This is a genomic window from Pelatocladus sp., assembly GCF_059505505.1.
In genome coordinates, this window is sequence record NZ_JCACKS010000024.1 from 1 (window position 1) to 18297 (window position 18297).

Below are 18297 nucleotides of genomic sequence, written 5' to 3' on the forward strand. Positions count from 1 at the left end.
TGCACAGCTTTATCTTAATAAATGTACTTCATTAGACCGGTAAACGCTATATACAACGCATGAAAACAAATTAGAGATGGTTGACTGACAAAACTTCAAGAATACTTATAAATGTCGAAAGCTTTCTGTTGTTTTATCTTGCATCTGTCTTTTTTCTAACGTTAGAGCAAGCCAATAGCAAGTAGTTCTTGTGCAAATAAATACAAGAGTCTTACTGCTAAATTCCGACATATTTATTTTTTCTTCATCTTTCCCTGCTGAAAATAGTATGATAATCATTCTTATCAAAAAAATATTACAGCATTTAAGAGTTAAAAACTCATAACACAAAAGTGTTATGGGCTGCAATTGTGTGTGTCGATTTTATAGGCTGTGGAGTGGAGGAAAATCTTGAAGCTACGACATTTTCGTTATTTGGGAATTGCAGGATCTGTCTGTTTGCTATTATGGTCTGAGTCTGTCAAAGCACAGGGAAAAGAAAAGTTAGACCAGATTAATCTGATTCCAGAGTATACAGTTTTTAACGAAGGAATAAAAGCAGAAGTACCCATCACAGAGATTCCTCAACTGAGTGACATCCAACGTCCACATACCAGTGTGAAAGACTGGCTAGCACAGGGACAAAAACAAAATCAAGTCATATTAGTAACAGGGGTAAGCTTAAACACCAGCGAGAATAGTTTAGAAGTAATTTTAGAAACACTTACTTCTGACCAATTGCAAACAGTAGTTAAGAGTGAAGGAAATAATTTTATTGTTGATATTCCCAACGCTCAACTGAAGCTAAGTACTGGGGAATTATTCCGTCAAGAAAAACCGACTGCGGGAATTACTGATATTGTAGTCACAAATCAGGATACAAACACTATCCGAGTCACAGTGACGGGTGAGACGAGTTTACCGAAAGTTGAGCTAGACGACAGCGATAAAGGTTTAATTTTTGTTGTCACACCAGCTACAACTTCTGCACAGCAACCACAAACACCGGATACGCCCCCGGCAAACACCACAGAACAAGGCGAAGAACCACCAATAGAACTCGTTGTCACGGGGACAAGATTTGAAACTCCCATTGAAGACACTCCCCAATCAATTCAGGTGATTCCACGTCAAGTGCTGGAAGATAGAGGAGCAGTGCGTTTGGATGAGTTTACCGATAATGTCAGCGGTATCCAACGGGTAACAGGTGGAGACGGACTTGGGTCATCGGGTTTTATCATTCGTGGGTTCTCTGACGGTTTTGAAAATCTCCGCAATGGATTTCGGAGTCAGGGCGGTTTTCCGCGCGATCTGGCCAATATCGATCAAGTTGAGGTACTTAAAGGTCCGGCGGCGGCTTTGTATGGTGGTGGTTTTCAGTCAGGTATTGTGAATATTTTGACGAAAAAACCCCTTGACGAACCACGTTATGAAGTCAAAGCTACTGTTGGGAGTTACGACTTTTATCGTGGTGAACTCGATTTAACAGGCCCATTAGTAGAAAATCGATCGCTGTTGTATCGTCTGAACGTCGCTTATCAAGATCAGGGGAGTTTTCGTAACTTCCTTAACTACAAAAGCTTTTTTGTCGCGCCATCTTTGACCTGGAACATAGGCCCACGTACTAGTCTGAGCTTTGATTATGAATATTTAAACACCGATTACCCCGATGATGAAACATTTAGAGCCGAGCCAGAATTTTTACAAATTTCCCCGAAAACCTATCTAGGTGAACCAGATTTAGACAATGAAAAGTTCACTGCTCACTCACTCTCACTCGAATTTTCACACGAGTTTAGTGATAACTGGCAGTATCGATTAGGATTTAATACACTTTGGCAAGATGTTTTTGATGAGGGAGCAACTCGTAGTGGTAGACTGCAAGCAGATCGTCGCACATTGAATCGGGAGTTCACTAGACGCACTAACGATCTGCAAAATCTCACCCTGAGAAATGAAATTTTAGGAAAGTTCAATACTGGTTCCGTGAGGCATAATCTACTCTTTGGGGTGGATTACTCCCGCTTGGAGTATGCCTATACCTTCTCTAGTGCGCCGATCGCTCCCATCGATATCTTTAATCCAATCTACGGTGCTAGACCAACAGCAGCACTTTCACTGAACTTTAACGAGGCATACGGTGATAATACCCTTGGTATTTACCTCCAGGATATTGTTGAAGTGCTGCCTAATTTGAAAGTTTTAGCAGGAGTGCGCTTTGATAATGTCAATGGCTTCTACGAAGACCGCGAAACAAACACTAGCATTAATGAAGTAAGTGATAGTGAGTTTTCACCGAGACTTGGTATTGTTTATCAGCCTGGCGATACTACAACACTTTATGCCAGTTGGTCAAACTCATTCACACCCCAAATCTTTGGTAGAAACTCCAATGGAGAACAATTTGAACCTGTGACTTCCCAGCAATACGAGGTAGGAATTCGCCAAGAGTTTTTAGACCAGCGACTGTCAGCAAATCTGGCGCTGTTCCAAATTACACGCCAGAACGTCGCTACCACAGACCCAAACTCCTCTGACCCTTTTGCCACAATTCAGACGGGAGAGCAACGTAGTCGTGGGGTTGAATTGGATATTAATGGGGAAATTTTACCTGGCTGGAAGATGATTCTTACTTATGCTTATACCGATGCACAGGTAACAAAGGATAATGAAATTCCTGTTGGCGATCGCTTACCGAATGTCCCTTACAATAGCGCTAGTCTATGGACAACTTATGAAATTCAAAGTGGCAATCTTCAAGGGTTGGGTGCAGGCTTGGGGATTGTGTATGTAGGCGATCGCCAAGGTGGACTGCCTAATACAATCACCATACCTTCATACGTCAGAACAGACGCAGCGCTCTTCTATCGCCGCCCTCAGTTCGAGGCACGCTTGAACTTCAAAAATCTTTTTGATACTAATTATTATGATGCCACTGATGGTACAACAATTAATCCCCAAGAACCATTTACAGTAATTGGTAGTTTTTCCTATAGGTTTTGAAGATGATTTTGATGAATTATACCTGTGCAAAAACTACAGTCATCACCTCTAAATTTCTTCAACAGAGGGGATGGAGAAAATTATTAGCTGCTAGTTGGGGAATTTTACTCATCGGCTTAACTGCTTGTAATCGCAATACCTCAAATTCCGCAGCTGCAAATTCTGTTCCTAAAGATGAAATTGTCATCGATTTAGGATGGAATGAATACGGTAATTTTCGCCAGGGATTTGATCCCACCGATGGTTGGTCTTGGGATAGTTACGGCGATCCATTATTGCAAAGTCGCTTATTGAGGCGTGACATTAATCAAGGACTAGTCATGGATCTGGCTGTAAGCTATCAATTGAGTAGCGATCGCAAAATTTGGACAGTAAAAATCCGCCCTGATGTTCGCTTCAGTGATGGAAAACCCTTAACAGCAGAAGATGTTGCTTACACATTCAACAAAGACACAGAATTAAGTTTAGAAAAATTTCTAGACAAAGCCGTAGTCACAGGCGATTATGAGGTGAAATTATATCTTAAAAAACCAAATATCATCTTTGTTGACAAACTCGCCAGCTTAGGCATTGTCCACAAACACGCCCACAGCAAAACATACAACCGCAATCCCATTGGTTCTGGCCCCTACAAGTTAGTACAGTGGGTTGAGGGAGAACAAATTGTTTTGGAAGCTAACCCTTATTACTATGGGAATAAACCCAAAATCAAGCGTGTTGTTTTCTTATTCACCCAAGGAGATGCTGCTTTCGCGGCGGCTAAATCAGGTCGCGCTCAAATTGCCAAAATTCCCTATCCCTTGGCAAAGCACTCTGTAAGAGGAATGCAACTATACCAAGTTCCGACTCTAGATCATACTGTCACGATCTTACCTTTTGCCCCCGATACTGGACAAAAAAATGCTCAAGGTTATCCTACTGGAAATAACGTCACATCAGACCGAGGAATTCGCCAAGCAATCAACTACGCAATTAACCGCCAGAAATTGATAGATGCAATTTTGTGGGGCTATGGGTCTAGTGTTTATGGTTATCCAGGTGGGCCGCCTTGGCAAGAACCAGCCCCAGCCATTGCTGATGCAGATATCAATAAAGCAAAACAAATCCTGGCTGAAGCTGGGTGGCGGGATAGCAACGGTAATGGGACGGTGGATAAACAAGGAACAGAAGCTGAATTTACCTTGCTTTACACAGCAAGTTTACCCCACGAACAAGGATTAGCGATGGCGATCGCCCAAATGCTCAAACCAGTGGGTATCAAGATTAAACCAGAGGGTTCATATTGGGAGCAGATGAAGCATCGCATCCAGCATGACGCTTGGTTCTATACTTTGACAACACGTTCTCAAGATTTGTTTTCCCTTTACCGTAGTCCCAATGGTATACCCAATCGTCGCCCTAATTACAGTAATTACACCAATACCACAGTTGATCGCATATTGGATCAAGGGTTAGGTGCTGCTAATGAAACCGCCGCTAGCAAGTATTGGAAACAAGTGCATTGGAACGGTCAAACTGGAATTGGGACTCAAGGAGATGCAACTTCTGCTTGGTTGGTTAATCTAAATGAGACTTATTTAGTAAGTGAATGTCTGGATATTGGTAGACCAAAAGTGCCATCTCAACGTCACCAAGGAAGGTTGTTGAGTAACATTACTGAGTGGAAGATAATTTGTAATTCGTAATTTGGAAAATGAATTTTTTATTGCGATTTTTTCTGAAAAAACTGCTTTATCTTTTCCTATTGCTATTGACAGTGGCAATTCTTACCTTTGTGTTGATGAGTTTATCTCCTATTGACCCAATTGATGCCTATGTCAATGCTACCCTGAGATTGACACTCACTCCTGAACAAAGAGAATTAATTGCCCAACGCTGGGGATTGGATAAGCCTATGACTACTCGTTTCTTTCTTTGGTTAGGGCAACTTTTGCAAGGGAATTGGGGCGAGTCTATGGTTTATCGAGCATCGGTATGGCAAGTTATTGCTAACCGTTTTGGTGCATCGCTGTGGTTGATGGGGCTGGCTTGGGTGCTGTCAGGATGCTTTGGTGTAACTCTTGGTATCCTCGCCGGAGCCAAGGAAGGCTCATTTTTGGATCAAACTATTCGCCTATATGCCTACACTTTGGCATCAGCTCCCACCTTTTGGATTGCTTTATTATTACTAACCTTATTTTCTGTAACCCTACAAGTTACACCAATTTGCTGTGCTTCGCCACCTGGGGTATTGCTACGCGATGTCAGCCTTTGGGATAGACTATACCATTTAATCTTACCTGCTCTAGCACTGAGTTTGATGGGTGTTGCTACTATTGCCTTAGTTACTCGTGAAAAACTGATCGAAATTCTCCACAGCAACTTTGCTTTGTTCGCCTATGCTCAAGGAGAAACAAAAACAGGGTTGATTCTGCATCATGGTTTGCGAAATATTGCCTTACCTGCGATTACATTACAGTTTGCGAGTCTGAGTGAATTGTTTGGTGGTTCCGTGCTGGCGGAAAAAGTGTTTGGCTATCCTGGTTTGGGTGATGCAACAATCCAATCTGCACTCTCTGGTGATGTACCTTTACTGGTGGGTATTGTTTTCTTTAGTGCAGTGTTTGTCTTTACAGGTAATGCTTTAGCAGACTTCACCTATCAAATCATTGATCCCCGCATTCGTCTTGGAAACCCCACACTATGAAACAAAGAATTGCGATTCCTGCTTCTTTCGCTAGAAAACGTCATCATCTCTCAATTCTGGGTAATCGCCGCAGTAAAACTTTAGCGATCGCATTCCTTTGTTTATTCGTGCTGATCGTTCTACTTTTAGGTACTCAAATTATCAGCACAGATGGACTAGAAATCAACTTGCAAGCTCAAAATCAACCACCTGAATTTGCTCATCCCTTCGGTACTGATTGGTTGGGAAGGGATATGCTCACCCGCACCTTACATGGATTGAGCCTGAGTTTATGGGTGGGGTTACTCACTGCTATCTGTAGTGCAGTGTTGGCACTGGTACTAGGCACAACTTCCGCAATTATGGGTGGTAAAGTCGATGTGGCTATTACTTGGTTAATTGATGTATTTTTCAGCCTACCTCATTTGGTGCTGATTATCTTAGTGGCATTTGCGGCTGGTGGTGGAGTAGGGGGTTTGTTAATTTCCATTATTATTACTCACTGGATGGCATTAGCAAGACTCCTACGAGCAGAAGTTCTGCAAATTAAGAATTCCGACTATGTGCAATTATCTTCTAAATTGGGGCGATCGCCATTTTGGATTGCTCGTCATCACATGATACCCCACCTTTTTCCCCAGTTCCTCGTCGGGCTGATTTTACAGTTTCCCCATGCGATTCTGCATGAGGCAGGTCTGACTTTCCTGGGTTTGGGTCTTTCGCCGGAAACACCTGCGCTCGGTATTATACTATCAGAATCAATGCGGTACTTATCAGCAGGTTACTGGTGGCTTTCGGTATTACCTGGAGTTGCCCTATTAATTGCTGTCAAAGCCTTTGATATATTGGGTGCAAGTATGCGTGCATTGCTCGATCCCAAAACAAGTCAGGGATAACAATTCAAAATTCAAAATTCAAAATTCAAAATTCAAAATTTTAAGATGTTATCAGTGAAAAATCTGAGTGTTACTTTCACAATGTACGATGTGGGTCTGACCCAAAAGCAGTTAACTGTAATTACTGAACTGGATTTAGAAGTTAAGTCTGGTGAAATAATAGCAGTTGTTGGTTCTAGTGGCTCTGGTAAAAGTTTACTAGCTCATGCCATCTTGGGTATATTGCCTCACAACGCCCAAGTGACAGGACAGATTATTTTCCAGGGAGAACCATTGAGTCGAGAACATCAGGCTCAGTTGCGGGGAAAGCAAATTGCCCTGATTCCCCAGTCAGTAAGTTACCTTGACCCTTTAATGCGTGTTGGTTCTCAGGTGCATCGAGCGGGTCGTTTAAGTGGATTGGCTAATATAAAAGCGGATAGTGCAGTTAACCAAGTATTTGACCGCTATGGACTGGCGACGGCGGTGAAACAGCAGTATCCTTTTCAAATTTCTGGAGGTATGGCGCGGCGAGTGCTAGTTGCTACAGCAGCAGTAGGGTGTGCTGAGTTGTTAATTGCTGATGAACCTACTCCTGGGTTACATCCAGAGGTTGTAGTAGAGACGTTGAATCATCTGCGGGAACTTGCCAATGAGGGTAAAGGTGTAATTTTAATTACCCATGATTTAGAAGCGGCATTGCAAGTAGCCGATCGCGTGGCTGTGTTTTATGCGGGGACAACCCTAGAAGTTGCGGCGGTTGATGATTTCACCTCTGGAAATCTGCGTCATCCTTATACCCAAGCTTTGTGGCGATCGCTTCCCCAAAATGAGTTTATCCCAGTTCCCGGTAGCCAACCCAGTCCAGAAGCTTTGCCTGTTGGTTGTTTATTTGGCGATCGCTGTCCCCTAGCAACAGAGGCTTGCTGGGAAGCTAGACCCCAAGTTCGGATAGTACGGGGCGCTCCCGTGAGGTGTATTCATGTTGAAGGCTGAACATTTATCTTTTCGTTACCATTCCCAGCAAAGGTGGATTTTGCAAAATTTTAGTTTGGAATTAACCGGAGGCGAAGTTGTGGGCTTGACTGGGCCGAGCGGTTTGGGTAAAACCACAATTGGTAAACTCTTAGCGGGATATCTGCAACCGACTCAAGGAAAGGTAACTTGTAATGGTCAGCCCTTATCCAGCAGTAGTTATTGTCCTGTCCAACTGATTTTTCAAAATCCTGAACTAGCTGTTAATCCGCGCTGGCAAATTAGCAAAATTTTAGCAGAAGGACAGCCTCCTTCAGATGATTTACTTGCTGCTCTGGGTATTCACCAAAGTTGGCTCAATCGCTATCCTCATGAACTCAGTGGCGGTGAGTTGCAAAGGATTGCAGTGGCGCGATCGCTCAACTCTCATACTTGCTACTTAATTGCAGATGAAATGACGGCAATGCTAGATGCTAACACGCAAGCTCTGATTTGGCAGGTTGTGATTAAATATGCTAGAGAACGTGAGTTAGGCATTTTGGTGATCTCTCATGAAGCCCCACTGCTCAAACGTCTTTGCGAGCGCACTATTCACTTATCAAAAGATAATTCGTTCAATTTGTCTTACTTGTGATTTGGTCAGTAATTGAGCATCGGGATTCAAATTCCACTTTATTCTCAAATTCTCCAGGAGGTATTCAAAGGGGTGTAGGGGAATAGGGGTGTAGGGGTGTAGGAGACCCACGCTTAAAAACGTGGGATTGAAACAAGGACACCTTGTATCTCGCGCCTACTCGATTGATACAAATCTTTTTTCAAAGGTGGGCTTTATACCCACCCCTGTTCGCGCAGCGTTCCCGTAGGGTAGGATTTTTCACATCACCACACCCTTACCCCCTTACACCCCTACACCCCTAGTTTTGTTAAGTCAAGGATTTGGCAAAGCACTGTCAGAAATCTTCAACACAGGAACTGTACGCAAGAACCCCATTTTCGAGCCTGTTCTTGTTCTGCTAGCAGTGGAAAGAATTCCCATCTTGGTTCGACCATCTGTACATTGTTAATACTCAAGCGCGATGAGAACGGTGTACATTAGCGTTTAAACAAAGTCAAATGCCTGTGTAGTATTTTGTTGTTGTTCTTTACACTTATTCTTATTCTAAATAACTTAGAAGGATATGGAAGGCGCTCAAAACAAGAATACGTACAATTTTTGCATATTGCTAATGGTTCTTTAAGAGAACTCGATACACAATTAATCATTGCTAAAGAAGTAGATTTGGCAGATGTCACTGGAAGGATAACTTGGCAGAAAAGGACACTATATGCTTCCAATCGTCTATCGGACAAATTATGGTTCCAACAAAACAATTTTAGAAATCAAAAAAATAATTCATGCACAAGATTATTGTGCATTTAAACGTGTTTTGAAGCATTTTCCAAAACTACTCTAGATGATAATTTCCAGAAATCTTCAATAGTATGTTTTATATCCCACATTCCGCACTTCATTTTGTAATATGCTTGTCTTATGAAGTTTGGGCTAATGGTAGTTAAATAGCGATCGCCAAAAGCCTAAAAAATAGCAGTGTTAATACTTAATACCATTAACGGTTTTTTGTAAGATTTGTTGAAGCATTATATATTACATTATGAAGTGCGGAATGTGGGTTGGAGAAAGAAGTTTTACACATTGTCTGGGAACTTGGTAGCTTCACCGTCAGAGATGTGCATGAACGCATTGTCGCTGACCCCACACGAAAGCTAGCCTACACCTCGGTGACAACAATTCTCAATCGTCTGACCAAGAAAGGTTAGCTTGCTTGCGATAACGAAAGTCGTAGCTTTAGATGCCGATCATTAGTATCTCAGGAGGAGGCGCAAGCACTCCAAGCTTATGAACAGTTGCATAAATTTCTAGCTGTTGGCAATCCGGCTACCGTTGCAGCTTTTGCCGACAGTTTAGATCAGCCAGTGTGGAAAAGTTTGAAGCCATTGCCCGAAAAATACAAGCTCTTCGCAATCTCAAGGAGGAGGAGTGATGCATCTGGTAATGGGTGACGCATAATCAATTTAGGCTTTTCCAAGTAATAAGGCACTTTCCAAGAATTAAAAATTTCTCCCAAAATGTCGGTACCCTCGCGTTTTCTCTGTGGGCGCAACTGTCATATCCAAAGCGGGACATTGTATTGTCACCGAGATCCCTTATGATGAGCGATCGCGTACCCGTTTAGCTTGTTTCTTTTGCTTGGTAGATTATCGTCTTGTACTTGCTAACAATAATCCAAAAGTAAGTAGTTAAACAAAATTAATTACATAGTTTTTACCAAATTGTCTAAGGATTTTTTCAATAGATGCAACAAAAGTTTGCCAACTAGAGTAAGCATCTATTTCAATCCATTCATACTTAATAAATCGCCACAGAATTTCAATCAAATTCAATTCAGGTGAATAAGATGGCAACTCAAATATAGTAATACCGCGTTCTTTCCATTCTTCGATTTTGTCAAGGACAGCGTTACTAGTATGAATAGAAGCTTGGTCAGCAACAATAAATGTTGGTTTATCCACTTCTGGAAAGAAAGTATCGATACAAGCAACAACTACATCAGAATTAATACTTTGAAATGAAACATAAGCTTCAAGATGATTTTTTCTATTCATAATTCCTAATACATTCAAACGAGGACTACGATTACTAGGAATCGTTAAATATTCACCTTTATTTTGCCATGCATAAGGTACGGATGGTATCAAGCAAAATCCTGTTTCATCTGAATCCTCCTTTAAAAAATAGGGCAGGCTTGAAACCCCTTTATTAATAAATGGGCCGACGAGATATTCGTAGAAGCCTGCCCTATTTTTTCTAGGAAACGTCTCATCTAAGTAATATAAGTTGATTTTACCTTCCGAATCTAATCGTTTAAGTTCTGATAGCTGTGCTTGTTTTTCCTTGTATATTAAAGGGTCTGGCTCTCCTCCAACATCTCGACGCATTCTATGCCAACTCATAGAAAATTTTCTGATTATTCTTTTGATTGTTTCAGTACTAACTCCAATGCCCCATTCTTCTTTTACTTTCTGTAGCACCTTTTTTAATTGCCTTGGTTCTTGTTTCGCCCACTCTCTTATTGTTGATTCTTGCTCCGCATTAAATATTCGTTTGCAGCCTCTTCCTGATTTATTATACAGTCCTATTATTCCCTCAGATTCCCACCGATTTAACCAGTTATAGATTGTCTTATGACTAACTTGAAAAATATTCATTAGTTCTTTGGTTTTTACCCCTTGTGAGGCTAGTATTATGAAATGCGCTCTTTGCCGCACTTGATGGTGTCGGCTTTGACAATAGATTCGCTCCAGCAGTTTCAAATAAAGAGGATTTATTTCTCGAATCAAGAACATCTAACAATTTAAATTAATACACAATTTTAACATCCTGATATAATATACTATTTATTTGTGTAATTAATTATGTTTAAGTACTTATCCAGAACCGATTGAAGCGGCGATCGCTCAATTAGAATCGTGGTGGCAAACATTGGGCGAGCGCTATTTACATGAAACAGGCTCACTGGCGGTGATCACTGGAATGCAGGCTCCACCTAGTCAGTTCTCTTCCCTAACAGAACTTTCAGTTTCTGCAATGGTATGTTGCTGAACAACATCAAGAAGAGTTTCTGTTTAAAGGAATTCTCGATAAAATTCACCTTATTGGAACCGAATTAATTAGCTGTTCTCCATCGCCTTCTTGGCAGATTTTAATTGTTTCCAAAGTGAATGAATTTGTTTATAAGCTTCTTCTGGAGAAATCTTACCACCAGTTTGTAGATTACAGATATAAGTCACTCGTTGAGAAAACTCTTGAAGATGTGCATTAAAAACCAAATACTCAGTCTTTGATTGTCCATAATATGGATTACGAGGATATAGAAAGTCACATAATTCCGAGAGAAAATTAGAGCTTGTATTCATAACAACTTAGTCAAAAAATTGAAAAATTAATAATTCAAGAACATGTTAATAGAGCATAGTTAAAAACCATGATTTGCTTAACGAAGTTTAGTCATACTGTACTAATTTCCAGTTTCGACCCTTTTGACAAGCATTACAAGCAGCAGTTTTGGGTTCAAAATCAATACAACCTATCGCATATTCCGAACAAGCCTTCTTAGGATTGACTGTACATTTTAGACGGTAATCATTAGTGAAATATTCACAAGCATGACAAGGAATTTGATGTAACTTATGCAAATGATTTATACCTTTTTTTAGAGTTAAGCAAATACTCCAAAGCAGTAAAATTATCATTGCCCAAGCACATAAGGCATAAAAAATTGTAGTCATCACTATATTGTTACTCCACAATAAATTCCAAGAAATTGCCCGCAGTCAACTGCTTTTAACCGCAGGCATAAAACAAGACTAGCTAGTGTTGAGCGAACTTGAGAAAACTAAGGCACTTTCCAAGAAAAAAATCCCAGCCTTGGCAGCGCCTGGTAGGGCGCTGCCCCCACCACGCTCTCCGGCTTGAATAAGCCGAAAAAATATAAGGCTGGGATTTTTTTTAAGATTTCTCCTAAGAAATGCCACGCGCTCGCCAAGCATGCCAAACATAACCTAAGAAAGCCAACAGACCCAAAAAAAATTGAATGTTTGCCATTCCCAAACGTTCCGAACCATAAAACTCTACTGGGAAAACCGTAGTGTTATATCCCACAAAAGTAGCGGAAATCCAAGCCATCAAAGCCAAACCAAGCAAACTATAGGACAGAATATCTTCACCATTTTCAATCGATAAAATCCGCCTCACCCAACTAAAAGGTTGTACAAGAATGTGCCAAGTACCACCGAAAATGAGTATTAATCCAACCCAAATGTGACCGCCGATAACATCCTCCAAGTTATCAACACTTGCCATTCCCAATAAAGTCCAATGACCATCTTTTATCCCCACCAAATAGCCAAATATTTTTACTGGGTCAAGTGTTGGATGAGTAATGAGCCGAATATCTCCTACATGGGTATCATAAATTCCACCAAAAAACATGGCTTTTAGTACTAGTAAAAATGCACCAAAACCTAAAATAACCAGGTGATGACCTAAGATAAAACCCAGCTTTTTTGGGTCATTCCATTCATAGTGAAATTTGGCAACCTGTCCACCATTAGTATATAGAATTGCCGGACCACGAAAAACATGGAAAAGTCCACCTGCACCTAAGACAGCAGATGCGACTAAATGCAAAATTCCGATGACAAAATAAGGATAAGTATCGATTACTTCACCCCCAGCACCTACGCCCCACCCTAAAGTTGCTAAGTGAGGTAACCAAGTCATCTTCTGTTCAGACATTGCGACTCCAGGGACAAAGCGTGTCACTTCCACTACGCTAGTCGCTCCTACCCAAAACATAATTAAACCTGCATGAGCAATGTGAGCGCCTAGTAGTTGACCGGACAAATCAATTAAACGAGCATTACCAATTAACCAAGATGAATCTGTGTCTGCTGCGAAAGTTTTATCAGTCGAAATTGCCACAGTTGCATACCTCTTACATAAACCTGGGCAGTTTTGTCTATTTTTAATAGAACCCTTTAAAATGTTTTAACTTCCATAAAAAGTACTGGAGACTAGGAAAATAATTTTTGTCCTTCACCAAGTCTCCAGTCCTCTTAGGCACAAACCCGCGAATAAATCAGCCCAGCCGCTTCATTTTTACTGAACAAAACTGAACAACCCTTTTGGTTTGTTGGCTTGGCCAACTATATTTTCGGGGTGGATTCTCAAAACGAACGGTTTTTCGCAACAATACTGAAAATAGTCGCAACAAATCCGTTCGTTTTGAGAAGGGTTGTTCAGTTTTGTCTAGTCAATCCCCAACCCTATTAATCTATTTCGTGGGATTTATATATTTTTCAAGGGGGAGCAAAAACGCTTTAAGGCGTTTTTGCGTAGACGCAACGCGGCTTCCGAAGGTGGGCTGGGCTGATTTATTTATTGGAGATCCCTTAGCAATTTAGGAGCTAGTTTCAATGGCATTTAATGCCCGTTCAACTCGTTTGAAGTCAAAGCCTATTGCTCGTAGTGCGTGCCAAAGATGACCTTGTAGAAAGAAGAAAGCAAGGAAGAAATGGACATTTGCTAACCATGCTCTGGCAGTATGATTGCCATAAGGTAGCTGTATAGTGTCAGCAAAATAAGGTGAAACACCAAACTTAACTTCTAAAGGAGGTCCATAAAATTCCACAGCATAAGCTAAAGTGTTAACGGCACAAAAGTAAGCCGCAACAAATCCTGCTAAGGCAATACCACCTAAAGAGTAAGAAAGAATAGCTTCACCAGAAAAAATCAGAAGTTTCTTTGCCCAAGGTAAAGGTTTAACGAGGATATGCCATACACCACCAAATAGCAGCAGCAAACCCACATATATGTGACCACCCACTAAATCTTCTAAATTGTCCACACTTGCAAAGTGAGTCTGATAGCCAAAAATGACAAAAGGATCAAGGGTGGGGTTAGTAACAACTCGGACATCATGAATGGTTGCATCATATAGTCCACCCCAGAACATCGCTTTTGCCACTAATAGCAAAGCTCCAGCACCCAAGAACAGCAAGTGATGTCCTAAGATAAAGCCAAGTTTATCTGGATTATCCCATTCAAAGTGGAATTTACGCGCACGACCTGTCGCATCTTTTAAGTTCTCAGGGCCTTTCAAAGTATGGAACAGCGCACCTGCACCTAAAACCGCAGATGAAATTATGTGTAAAGCTCCAATCACAAAATAGGGATAGGTATCTATAACTTGACCGTTTGCTCCCACACCAAAACCCAAGGTAGCTAAGTGGGGTAACAATATTAACCCTTGCTCACCCATAGGTATCTCAGGGTTGTAGCGCGAAAGTTCAAACCAAGTAAAAGCTCCCGCCCACAAAGTAGTCAACGCTGCTTGGGCAACATGAGCACCGATGAATAAGCCAGAAAGATTAGCGAAGCGGGCATTACCAGCCCACCAATCATATTTGACGTTAGAACTGCCGTATGTTTGCATTGCTTGGGTGATTACTCCTTACTTATTGCTATAAATACTCAAGAAAATCTTCAGTTATTGCAAAAAATACTTGCTTGTAAATCTCATTACAAGCAAGTTCTTTCCTTGGACGTTGGGGATTTCCAGAAAATAAAATTAAAAAAAATCCCAGCCTTGCTGCCACCTCCACGAGAGATCTTTCATATTTGGGATTTTTTTCTTGGCAAGTGGTTAATGGTCTGTAAAACCAAATTCAGTTTATTGAGAATATATTTTAATAATCAAGTAAATTTACAAAACGTAATCATCTCAGATTTGATTTTCAATTAGATGACACTAAATTGCATTAATTGGAATTTTAGTGTAAGCTCTTTTTAAACTTGTTGAATAAAATTCTCAACAAATTTAGACAGGTGAAAAATGGCAACTTCTATAAGTCCGCTGTCGGTGGAACAAGACCTAGCCGACTCGCCTTGGTGGGCTGGAAACGCAAGGCTTACCAACTTATCGGGTAAACTACTAGGCGCTCACGTCGCTCATGCTGGTCTGATTGTTTTTTGGGCAGGAGCGATGACTTTATTTGAGCTAGCCCATTTTAATACAGCTTCCCCAATGTACCAGCAAGGCTTAATTTTACTGCCTCACCTAGCTACTCTTGGTTGGGGTGTAGGTGCAGAAGGTGCAGTGGTAGATACTTATCCCTATTTTGTGATTGGAGCTTTGCATTTGATTTCCTCAGCCTTTCTGGGTTTTGGAGGAATCTTTCATTCCCTACGTGGCCCGGAAAAATTGGAGGGTAAAGTTCCTTTCTTTGGTTACGACTGGTCAGATACAGGCAAAATGACCACAATCCTTGGTATTCACTTGGTTTTACTCGGTTGCGGTGCATTATTGTTAGTCGCTAAGGCAATGTACTTTGGTGGTTTGTACGACCCAAACATTGAGAATGTGCGAGTAATTACAAATCCGACGCTGGACCCAACAGTTATCTTTGGCTATCTATTCGGCGCAATTGGTAAATTCTGGATTGCTGGCGTTGACAACCTAGAAGATGTGGTTGGTGGTCATATTTGGATTGGTGGAATGTTGCTTGGGGGTGGAATTTTCCACATTGTGACTAAACCCTTTAATTGGACGCATCCACTATTTGTTTGGTCTGGAGAAGCTTACCTTTCGTACAGTTTGGGTGCTTTGGCATTGATGGGGTTTATCGCGACTCTGTTTGTATCAGTAAATACTACTGTTTATCCCGAAGTTTTTTATGGTCCGGCGCTGGTGGTTAAACAGAATATCGTGCCGTACTTTTCTTCAGTTGACCCTGATTTTGTAACTTCCCGGACTTGGCTAGCCAATACTCACTTTTGGTTAGCTTTCTTCTTTCTCCAAGGTCATATCTGGCACGCCTTGCGAGCGCGTGGATTCGATTTTCGCAAAGGTAGGGTGAGTCAGGAGTCTGTGATTCCGCAACCGAATTAGCTGAAGTCAATTTAATGCTAATAATTCGCAATCTACTTCAGTATGAAGCTGAATGAAATTGCCAAATATTCTCAAGGAGTACCAGAGATGACAGCAGTAATTACAGATAGCCCATATAAGCAACAAATACCTGATGTGGGCTGGTGGGCTGGTAACTTTCGTCTGACGAATCTGTCAGGTAAATTACTAGGCGCTCATATTGCCCATGCAGCATTGATTTTATTATGGGCTGGGGGAATGACGCTGTTTGAGGTGTCGCGCTTCAATCCGAATGTACCAATGTATGAGCAAGGATTAATCATACTGCCTCATCTAGCGACTTTGGGTTTTGGTGTTGGTGCTGGTGGACAAGTCATTAGTAACTATCCTTACTTCGTCATCAGCGTCTTGCATCTGATACCTTCAGTAATTCTGGCAGCTGGTGGGATTTACCACTCTCTGTTGGGACCAGAAGTTTTAGAAGACAATCCTACTTGGGCTGGCTTTTTTGGCTATGACTGGAAAGATAAGGACAAGATGACAACAATCTTGGGTATTCACCTAATGATTTTAGGTTTGGGTGCTTGGCTTCTGGTTGCTAAGGCAATGTTTTGGGGGGGATTGTTTGACCCCTGGGTAGCTGGGGGTGGAGATGTTAGGATAATTAATCATCCCACACTCAACCCATTGAGCATCTTTGGCTATCTATTTGGAGTCTGGGGATCACAGGGAATGGCAGCCGTTGATAACTTGGAAGATGTTGTCGGTGGTCATATATATGTGGGTTTGATGTTAATTGGCGGTGGTATTTTTCATATCTTGACTAAGCCATTTACCTGGGCGCGCCGAGTTTTGATTTACTCAGGGGAAGCGTATCTTTCTTACAGCATTGGTGCTGTTGCATACATGGGCTTTTTGGCTGCATACTTTGCGTCGGTCAACAATACTGTCTATCCGGAAGTGTTCTATGGTCCGATTAAAGCTATAGAAACGGATGCTGGTATAGTTACTGCTCGTGGTTGGTTGGTAACTTTCCATTTTGTCTTGGCTTTAATATTCCTGTTAGGTCATATTTGGCACGCTCTACGCGCTCGTGCAATTGCCGCTGGATTCGATTTTAAAAATGGTGACATGGTTCAACCACCCAAAATAAATCCCCAAACAGCTAAGGGAGCAACTGCAATCGATTCTTCTGATTTGACACTGAAATTACTCAAATACTTACCAATTTATCGTCCTGGTGTATCTCCTCTCGGACGAGGATTGGAAATTGGTATGGCTCATGGTTACTGGTTGATTGGCCCGTTTGCCACGTTAGGTTCACTCTTTTCACTACAAAATTCCGAGCTAGGTAACTTGATTGGTTTACTAGCCGCAGGCAGTTTGATTGTCATCCTGACGATTGGTTTTTCGATTTACGGCACTACCAGCTTTGAAAGACAACCCCAAACTGTACCAGCAACAACAGTTACAACAGTTCCTAGTGTGCCACAGACTATCAATACTACCGAAGGATGGAGTCAATTTACTGAAGGCTTTCTGATTGGTGGAATTGGTGGAGTCATCTTTGCTTATTTATTGTTGAATAGTGTTGCTGTATTTGCTGTATTCATGTAGTGTACAAGGCTGTTAGCTTAGTTTAGTCATCCAGAGATTTAGTAAAGGCGTATCATTGTACGTCTTTACTAAGAGTAATTCAAGGTAGAATAGGACGTAAAATATGTCAAAGATTGGTCTCTTTTTCGGAACTACAACAGGTAAAACTGAGTCGGTGGCAGAGACAATTCAGAAAGAATTTGGTGGTCAAGATGTAGTCACATTGCACAACATCATAGATGTAGATGACGATGATTTTGCAGATTATCAATATCTAATTATTGGCTGTCCTACCTGGAATATTGGCGAACTACAAAGTGATTGGGATGGTTATTTCCCAGAGCTAGATAATATTGACTTCAACGGGAAAAAGGTAGCATATTTCGGAACAGGCGACCAGATTGGTTATGCGGATAACTTTCAAGATGCAATGGGCATTTTATCAGAGAAAATTACCGAACTCGGCGCTACTACAGTGGGTTATTGGTCTACAGATGGTTATGATTTTAATGAGTCGAAAGCTGTGAAAAACGGTAAATTTGTAGGTTTGGCTCTTGATGAAGATAACCAAGCTGACTTAACTGACGAGCGCATCAAAGCCTGGGTAGTTCAACTAAAAAAAGAGTTTGGTATGTAGTTCAAATTATTGCTGATAGTTAACGCTCTTTCATCACTCTGGTTAGAGTATAATAACCAAGAAATTACTGAATAGTAG

Annotated in this window: 15 protein-coding genes and 2 pseudogenes; 12 read left to right on the forward strand and 5 right to left on the reverse strand. The window is 41.3% G+C overall.

Features of this window, described 5'->3' with window-relative positions:
• Positions 1–390 precede the first annotated feature (390 nt).
• The 9 genes and pseudogenes from AC5JMK_RS02665 to AC5JMK_RS02705 all read left to right on the forward strand — a co-directional run bounded on the left by AC5JMK_RS02665 (position 391) and on the right by AC5JMK_RS02705 (position 9799).
• Positions 391–2982 (forward strand): TonB-dependent siderophore receptor, encoded by a 2592-nt coding sequence (locus AC5JMK_RS02665; protein ID WP_495909336.1) that lies wholly within the window; start codon positions 391–393, stop codon positions 2980–2982.
• Positions 2983–2984: 2 nt separating this feature from the next.
• Complete coding sequence (locus AC5JMK_RS02670) at positions 2985–4667, forward strand: ABC transporter substrate-binding protein (RefSeq protein ID WP_495909337.1); 1683 nt, start codon at positions 2985–2987, stop codon at positions 4665–4667.
• 8 nt (positions 4668–4675) lie between these two features.
• Complete coding sequence (locus AC5JMK_RS02675) at positions 4676–5668, forward strand: ABC transporter permease (protein ID WP_495909338.1); 993 nt, start codon at positions 4676–4678, stop codon at positions 5666–5668.
• Positions 5665–6543: an ABC transporter permease gene (locus tag AC5JMK_RS02680; protein ID WP_495909339.1), complete on the forward strand. Its 879-nt coding sequence runs from the start codon at positions 5665–5667 to the stop codon at positions 6541–6543. The genes AC5JMK_RS02675 and AC5JMK_RS02680 overlap by 4 nt, the downstream gene beginning before the upstream one ends.
• 45 nt (positions 6544–6588) lie before the next feature.
• Entirely contained in the window at positions 6589–7518 is a 930-nt protein-coding gene (locus AC5JMK_RS02685) for an ABC transporter ATP-binding protein (RefSeq protein ID WP_495909340.1), read from the forward strand.
• Positions 7505–8131, forward strand: coding sequence for an ABC transporter ATP-binding protein (locus AC5JMK_RS02690; RefSeq protein WP_495909341.1), 627 nt, complete (start codon positions 7505–7507; stop codon positions 8129–8131). The genes AC5JMK_RS02685 and AC5JMK_RS02690 overlap by 14 nt, the downstream gene beginning before the upstream one ends.
• A gap of 528 nt (positions 8132–8659) precedes the next feature.
• Positions 8660–8785: pseudogene (locus AC5JMK_RS02695) on the forward strand (four helix bundle protein); the annotation flags it as partial.
• A gap of 383 nt (positions 8786–9168) precedes the next feature.
• A pseudogene (locus tag AC5JMK_RS02700) lies at positions 9169–9539 on the forward strand (BlaI/MecI/CopY family transcriptional regulator).
• A gap of 110 nt (positions 9540–9649) precedes the next feature.
• Positions 9650–9799: a hypothetical protein gene (locus tag AC5JMK_RS02705; protein WP_495909342.1), complete on the forward strand. Its 150-nt coding sequence runs from the start codon at positions 9650–9652 to the stop codon at positions 9797–9799.
• On the opposite strand, the gene AC5JMK_RS02710 is transcribed toward AC5JMK_RS02705, so the two are convergent.
• The 5 genes from AC5JMK_RS02710 to AC5JMK_RS02730 all read right to left on the reverse strand — a co-directional run bounded on the left by AC5JMK_RS02710 (position 9796) and on the right by AC5JMK_RS02730 (position 14552).
• Positions 9796–10902: an IS630 family transposase gene (locus AC5JMK_RS02710; protein ID WP_495909343.1), complete on the reverse strand. Its 1107-nt coding sequence runs from the start codon at positions 10900–10902 to the stop codon at positions 9796–9798. The two genes, AC5JMK_RS02705 and AC5JMK_RS02710, sit on opposite strands and share 4 nt — an antisense overlap.
• Positions 10903–11226: 324 nt before the next feature.
• Entirely contained in the window at positions 11227–11472 is a 246-nt protein-coding gene (locus AC5JMK_RS02715) for a DUF7219 family protein (RefSeq protein ID WP_495909344.1), read from the reverse strand.
• Positions 11473–11559: 87 nt separating this feature from the next.
• Positions 11560–11844, reverse strand: coding sequence for a hypothetical protein (locus tag AC5JMK_RS02720; RefSeq protein WP_495909345.1), 285 nt, complete (start codon positions 11842–11844; stop codon positions 11560–11562).
• A gap of 232 nt (positions 11845–12076) precedes the next feature.
• Entirely contained in the window at positions 12077–13039 is a 963-nt protein-coding gene (locus AC5JMK_RS02725; RefSeq protein ID WP_495909346.1) for a chlorophyll a/b binding light-harvesting protein, read from the reverse strand.
• A gap of 478 nt (positions 13040–13517) precedes the next feature.
• Positions 13518–14552: a chlorophyll a/b binding light-harvesting protein gene (locus tag AC5JMK_RS02730; protein WP_495909347.1), complete on the reverse strand. Its 1035-nt coding sequence runs from the start codon at positions 14550–14552 to the stop codon at positions 13518–13520.
• 399 nt (positions 14553–14951) lie between these two features.
• On the opposite strand from AC5JMK_RS02730, the gene AC5JMK_RS02735 reads away from it, so the two are divergent.
• From AC5JMK_RS02735 to fldA, 3 genes are all read left to right on the forward strand, one after another.
• The gene (locus AC5JMK_RS02735) at positions 14952–16007 is read left to right on the forward strand and encodes a chlorophyll a/b binding light-harvesting protein (RefSeq protein WP_495909348.1); all 1056 of its coding nucleotides are present in this window, start codon (positions 14952–14954) and stop codon (positions 16005–16007) included.
• 87 nt (positions 16008–16094) lie between these two features.
• Positions 16095–17603 carry a chlorophyll a/b binding light-harvesting protein gene (locus AC5JMK_RS02740; RefSeq protein WP_495909350.1) on the forward strand — a complete coding sequence of 503 codons (1509 nt, stop codon included), beginning with the start codon at positions 16095–16097 and terminating at the stop codon, positions 17601–17603.
• Between the two features lie 103 nt (positions 17604–17706).
• Positions 17707–18219, forward strand: coding sequence for a flavodoxin FldA (gene fldA / locus AC5JMK_RS02745; RefSeq protein WP_495909349.1), 513 nt, complete (start codon positions 17707–17709; stop codon positions 18217–18219).
• Positions 18220–18297 lie beyond the last annotated feature (78 nt).

Excerpts from the sequence above, each read along its gene's own strand:
- AC5JMK_RS02670 (WP_495909337.1), top strand. The coding sequence starts at position 2,985 with ATGATTTTGATGAATTATACCTGTGCAAAAACTACAGTCATCACCTCT.
- AC5JMK_RS02675 (WP_495909338.1), top strand. The coding sequence starts at position 4,676 with ATGAATTTTTTATTGCGATTTTTTCTGAAAAAACTGCTTTATCTTTTC.
- AC5JMK_RS02680 (WP_495909339.1), top strand. The coding sequence starts at position 5,665 with ATGAAACAAAGAATTGCGATTCCTGCTTCTTTCGCTAGAAAACGTCAT.
- AC5JMK_RS02685 (WP_495909340.1), top strand. The coding sequence starts at position 6,589 with ATGTTATCAGTGAAAAATCTGAGTGTTACTTTCACAATGTACGATGTG.
- AC5JMK_RS02690 (WP_495909341.1), top strand. The coding sequence starts at position 7,505 with ATGTTGAAGGCTGAACATTTATCTTTTCGTTACCATTCCCAGCAAAGG.
- AC5JMK_RS02710 (WP_495909343.1), bottom strand. The coding sequence starts at position 10,902 with ATGTTCTTGATTCGAGAAATAAATCCTCTTTATTTGAAACTGCTGGAG.
- AC5JMK_RS02715 (WP_495909344.1), bottom strand. The coding sequence starts at position 11,472 with ATGAATACAAGCTCTAATTTTCTCTCGGAATTATGTGACTTTCTATAT.
- AC5JMK_RS02720 (WP_495909345.1), bottom strand. The coding sequence starts at position 11,844 with ATGACTACAATTTTTTATGCCTTATGTGCTTGGGCAATGATAATTTTA.
- AC5JMK_RS02730 (WP_495909347.1), bottom strand. The coding sequence starts at position 14,552 with ATGCAAACATACGGCAGTTCTAACGTCAAATATGATTGGTGGGCTGGT.
- AC5JMK_RS02735 (WP_495909348.1), top strand. The coding sequence starts at position 14,952 with ATGGCAACTTCTATAAGTCCGCTGTCGGTGGAACAAGACCTAGCCGAC.
- AC5JMK_RS02740 (WP_495909350.1), top strand. The coding sequence starts at position 16,095 with ATGACAGCAGTAATTACAGATAGCCCATATAAGCAACAAATACCTGAT.
- fldA (WP_495909349.1), top strand. The coding sequence starts at position 17,707 with ATGTCAAAGATTGGTCTCTTTTTCGGAACTACAACAGGTAAAACTGAG.